Source organism: Streptomyces sp. NPDC004561 (assembly GCF_053602155.1).
Window position 1 is genome coordinate 1 of record NZ_JBSGDB010000635.1, and the last position, 4,242, is coordinate 4,242.

Here is a 4,242-nt window from a genome sequence, read left to right on the forward strand (position 1 = left end):
GACCACTGACGGCCTGCCCGAACTCCTCCAACATCGGGTCCATCAGCGGTGAGTGGAACGCGTGGCTAACCTTCAGTGGGGGTTGCCCCGTCCGCTCGGAGGGCCGGGGCAGGAGGGAAGCACGGCACGGGCGCCCCCAGAAAGGCGTGCCCATGCCAAACGCCGACGAGTATGACAACGCGCTTCGTCCCCAACAAGGAAGGCTTCGAGCCGCCCGCCCGGTACGGCACCGCGGCGTCCGGCGCGGCTGCCCGCTCGCATGACTGCTGGTCACGCCGACCGTGTCCCGCGCGGTGCCACGCACGGTGGATGCTCCCCGGGGTCCGGCACCACGCTTCGTGCAGGCGTGTGTGACCGACACCCGCCGCTTCGGTCCGATATCCGGAGCCGCCACTGCTGATTTAGGGCGTTCTTGGCCCGCCGATGACCAGACACAGGAATGCCCGGCCCCGCGGCTTCCGCCGGAGCGGCCCGACACCGCGCTGTGCGGGAAGGCGGCCCCGTCCCTGCCGCCAGTCGATCATTCGGGACGTTCCCGCGGGTGGGCGCCGTCGGCTCGCCTAGCCAGTTCGGCGTTGAACTGAGCGCCCGTGAGGAGGGCCGGGTTCGCCAGCCACAGCCAGACGATGAAGACCACCGCCCCTGCCAGGGAGCCGTACAGGCGGTGGTACGTGCTCGCGTGCGAGGCGTAGACGGTAAAACCGAAGGAGGCCGACAGCACCAGCACGATCGCGAGGCCGCCGCCCGGAGCCTTCCTCCGCAGCGGACGCGACGGCGCGGAGCCCGCACGGTAGAGCACCGGGATCAGGGCGACGGCCACCACTGCCGGAACGGGCAAGCGCAGGGTCTCCCACCCGGCCTGCGGAACGGTGCCCATGTTCAGTGCCCGGCCCAGGCGGCGCACCAGACTGCCGCTCACCAGCAGAGCGAGCGTCGTGGTCAGGAGGGAGGCGAGCGGTACCAGCACCGTGATCACGGTGTGTGGAGCAGTCCGCCACACCGGCCGGTGCGCACTGACGTGGTGCATGGCGTGCAGGGCCCGACGCAAGACGCTCCGGTAGCCGGAACCCGGCCACAGTGCCCCCGCCGAACCGAAGAAGAGCAGCATCCAGGCCGCGGTCGACTGGCGGGCCATCTCCAGCAGGGCATCACGCAGCAGAACGCGGGATTCGGCGGGGACCACCCCCGTGAGCCGGTCGATCACTTCGGGTTTCGCCGTGGGCATGGTGAGCCCCAGCACCGACAGCAGTTACGAGAAGGACGGGGAACAGTGCGAGGACCGCGTAGTAGGTCGGAGCGGCGGCCCAGTCCGTCACGTCGTCGTTCCAGATGGCCACAGGTGTCCGGCGTAGAGCGGCCCGCCACCGACCCCTCCTGCCGCCGCTCTCGCACGCCGCCGTCCCGCACGGGCGTCCGGGCGCTCCAGGGACGGTGATCTTGTCCGACATACTCATCGACCCCGTCCTTCCAGACGCGTGGGTGGTGTGCGCCGGGCCCGTCTACCCGCCCCGTGTTCAGTGATGTGCCGTCCGTTCGGGTGACGTGGCGAAGACGTCGATGCCGTCACGGGAGGGTCGCGTCGGACACGGTGTCGCCGCCCCCGCCGCAGGCGGGCCGTGGACGACACCGGGTGAGTAACGGGCAGGTTTGCTGCGTGGACACCGTTGTGGCAGGACGATACGGACCATGACCGAAGACATCTGCATGGACCCGCCTCCTGGCATCGGCCCCAAGCGGCACCGGTTGTTCTGGTACGAACTCCTGGGCTGCGCACGGCACGGCCACCGCTTGGAGGGCACGGACGCGGCCCAGGTGCGTGGCACGGACGCGGTACTGGTCAGAGACTTCGGGGACGGACTTCGCTGGCACCGCTGCCTGCGCTGTGACGCCTGGCTCCCGGTGCGGCCGGCCGCGCACCCGGAGCGGGAGTTCCCGCCCGAACGCGAGGAGATCGTGATTCCGCTGCGCGGCAAACCGCTGCGTGACCGCTACGTGCTCCGGCTGATCGCGCTCGACCGCTTGCTGCACTTCCTGGTGCTCGGCGTCCTCTCGGTCGCCGTACTCGGCTTCACGCACGAGCGCCACCGCCTCAGGGGGCCTTTCTACCGGACGATGGACGTACTCCAGAACGGCATCGGCGGACCCACCGGCAGATCCGGGCAGGGCCTGCTGGGTGAGCTGAGCAAGGCCTTCGCCGCGCGTTCGACGACCTTGTGGGCCATCGGGCTCATCCTCGCGGCCTACGCGGCGCTCGAAGCCGTCGAGGCGGTCGGGCTGTGGCTGACCAAGCGCTGGGCGGAATACCTGACCTTCGTGGCCACCACGGTACTGCTCGCCCCGGAGATCTATGAGCTGGCCGAAGGTCGCATCACCGCGACCAAGGTCCTGACCCTGGTCATCAACGTGGCGATCAGCGTCTACCTCCTCGTCGCCAAACGCCTCTTCGGCCTGCGCGGCGGCGGAAAGGCCGAAGCAGCGGAAAAGGCCCGCGACATCACATGGGAGGCCCTGGAACGCATCCTGCCGGGACCGTCACGGTGACGTCCCCCGTGAGACGTCAGCAGGTGCCGGTGGAGGCTTGTGCCTGTCACGCGAAAACGCGCTCTTCACTGCCGGACTCCGACCTCACTCGGCCTGCTGTCCTGACTCTCGCGCACGGCAGCGAAGTCGTCGAGGAGTTGGAACCCTCCGGGCGACCGTCCTCCTCGGCCCGGTGGAGATTGCGGTGCCCCGCGACCGGGCCGCGACGCTCTTGCCGGAACGCGGGTGCGGGCAGCGGTCAGGTCTGGCGGTGCAGTTGGGCTGCGCACCCGGAGTCGGACGGCCTGGCCGGCGCTCAAGCTCCGTTCTGCCATACCCGATCCGTCTGGCCTGGCCTCTGTCACGGTGGTCGAACGGGATCCCATTCGAAGGCGTCAGGGGGGCGACCGCGTTCGGCATGGAGCGTGACTCCTCCCCCCTTAAAGTGGGGGCTTCTCGCTGTGCCGGTTGGGCTTCGCGACGGACCAGCCCGGCCCGTAGAACGTTGACGGCCCCCACCGTGTCAGCGTGCGCCTCGTGGCCGCAGGACTGACAGTGGAGCGTCTCCTGGGTGGGCCGGTTCTCCGCTGAGACGTGCCCGCATTCGGGGCAGGTTCGGGAGGTGTTGCGGGGATTCACGGCGATCACTTCCCGTCCGGCGCTCTCAGCCTTGGCGTGCGGGATCGTCAGGAACAGCCCCCATCCGGCGTCCGAGATCGAGTGGTTGAGCCTGGCCTTCGCCGCCGCTCCGTTGGGCAGGAAGCTGCCCGGCTGGTCGGGGTCGGGCTTGGGTGCGGGGGCCTTGACCATGTTTCGGATCTTGAGGTCTTCGTGCGCGATGAAGTCGTACTCCCGCACCAAGGCGAGCGCGGTCTTGTGGGCGTGGTCCAGGCGCCGACGGCGGACCTTGCGGTGCAGCCGGGCGACGGTCTCCACGGCTTTGCGGCGCCGCTTGCTGCCGCGCTCGCATCGGCTGAGCGCCTGCTGTGCGGCTTCGAGCTTCGCAGCGGCTTTGGCCCCGTGGCAGGGGTTGGGTACCAACCCGCCGCCCGAGTCGGCGAGAAAGTTGGCTACGCCCATGTCGACGCCGACCACGGAGCCGGTTGTCGGAAGTGGTTCGGGCTGGGCTTGCTCGGCGGTCAGGATGACATACCAGCGCCTGCCCTCGCGCTTGACCGAGATCGTCTTGACCCTGCCGATCACGGGCCGGTGCCGGTGCACCCTGACGTGCCCGACGCCCTGGAGGCGCACACGGGTGACGGGGTCGTGCGGGGTGGCATCCCAGCGGCAGCCGTCGCCGTCCTTCGGGAACTCCACCGTGTCGAACCGCCGGCCCGACCTGAAACGCGGATACCCCGGCTTCTCCCCGGCCTTGACGCGCCTGGAGAACGCGGCGAACGCCCTGTCCAGACGGCGCAACGTCGCCTGCTGAGAGGACAACGACCAGCGTCCCTGGCCCTGCGGATCGAAGGCGCGGATGTCCTTGAGCTGGGCGGACTGCTGCCCGTATCGGATGGTCGTCTTCGAGGCGTGCCGCCAGGCGTCGCGGCGTTCCTGCAACGCGGCGTTGTACAGGGTGCAGTGATCACGCAGCATCTCGGCAAGCGCACCCGCCTGGCCCGCAGTGGGCTTCCCAATGTCGAAGTCAAGCTGGCGCAGTGACGGGCGGTGTCACTTGGTAGCACCGTCGGTCACGGATCAGGGCCCACAGAACGTTGACGC

2 protein-coding genes and 1 pseudogene are annotated in these 4,242 nt (G+C 69.5%); 1 reads left to right on the forward strand and 2 read right to left on the reverse strand.

All coding sequences use genetic code 11. The features are described from left to right. Positions 1–520: 520 nt before the first annotated feature. A complete protein-coding gene (locus ACWEN3_RS42470; protein WP_452982894.1) occupies positions 521–1,225 on the reverse strand; it encodes a YihY/virulence factor BrkB family protein in 705 nt (234 codons plus the stop codon). A gap of 461 nt (positions 1,226–1,686) precedes the next feature. On the opposite strand from ACWEN3_RS42470, the gene ACWEN3_RS42475 reads away from it, so the two are divergent. Beyond that, positions 1,687–2,541 (forward strand): DUF2127 domain-containing protein, encoded by an 855-nt coding sequence (locus ACWEN3_RS42475; RefSeq protein WP_452982897.1) that lies wholly within the window; start codon positions 1,687–1,689, stop codon positions 2,539–2,541. A gap of 447 nt (positions 2,542–2,988) precedes the next feature. Here ACWEN3_RS42475 and ACWEN3_RS42480 read toward each other — a convergent pair. Next, a pseudogene (locus ACWEN3_RS42480) lies at positions 2,989–4,179 on the reverse strand (RNA-guided endonuclease InsQ/TnpB family protein); the annotation flags it as partial. Positions 4,180–4,242: the final 63 nt, after the last annotated feature.

Excerpts from the sequence above, each read along its gene's own strand:
- ACWEN3_RS42475 (WP_452982897.1), top strand. The coding sequence starts at position 1,687 with ATGACCGAAGACATCTGCATGGACCCGCCTCCTGGCATCGGCCCCAAG.
- ACWEN3_RS42470 (WP_452982894.1), bottom strand. The coding sequence starts at position 1,225 with ATGCCCACGGCGAAACCCGAAGTGATCGACCGGCTCACGGGGGTGGTC.